At 68.3% G+C, this 631-nt stretch carries 1 protein-coding gene; it reads left to right on the top strand.

Going from position 1 to position 631, the window contains the following annotated elements; genetic code table 11:
• The coding region (locus ACL02T_RS34935; RefSeq protein ID WP_412835098.1) for an acyl-CoA dehydrogenase family protein at positions 1-610 on the top strand (610 nt) is incomplete at its 5' end.
• Between the last annotated feature and the right edge of the window lie 21 nt (positions 611-631).

Genomic DNA, 631 nt, shown 5'->3' with positions numbered 1-631 from the left:
CACGCTGTTCCTGACCGACCTGGACCGCAGCAAGATCGACATCCGGCCGATTCCGAAGATGGGCCGCAACGCGGTCACCTCGAACGAGTTGTTCATCGACGACCTGATGGTGCCGGTGGAGGACCGGGTCGGCGAGGAGGGCCAGGGCTTCACCTACATCCTGGACGGGCTGAACCCGGAGCGGATGCTGGTCGCGGCGGAGGCGCTGGGGCTGGGCCGGGTGGCGCTGGATAGGGCCGTGAGCTACGGCAACCAGCGGGAGGTGTTCGGTCGTCCGATCGGGATGAACCAGGGGCTGCAGTTCCCGCTGGCGGACTCGTTGGCCCACCTGGACGCGGCGGAGCTGATGCTGCGCAAGGCGACCTGGCTCTACGACCACGGCAAGCCGTGCGGCCGTGAGGCCAACACCGCGAAGTACCTGTGCGCCGACGCGGGCTTCGAGGCGGCGGACCGGGCGCTGCAGACCCACGGCGGGATGGGGTACTCCGAGGAGTACAACGTGGCCCGCTACTTCCGGGAGGCCCGCCTGCTCAAGATCGCGCCGCTCCCGCAGGAGATGGTGCTCAACTACCTGGGCTCGCACGTGCTGGGCCTGCCCCGCAGCTACTAGAGACCCCGACTACTAGAGACT

Origin of the sequence: Pseudonocardia oceanicola, from assembly GCF_047200735.1 — a bacterium.
GTDB lineage: Bacteria > Actinomycetota > Actinomycetes > Mycobacteriales > Pseudonocardiaceae > Pseudonocardia.
This window is presented reverse-complemented; position numbering and strand designations above follow the sequence as displayed.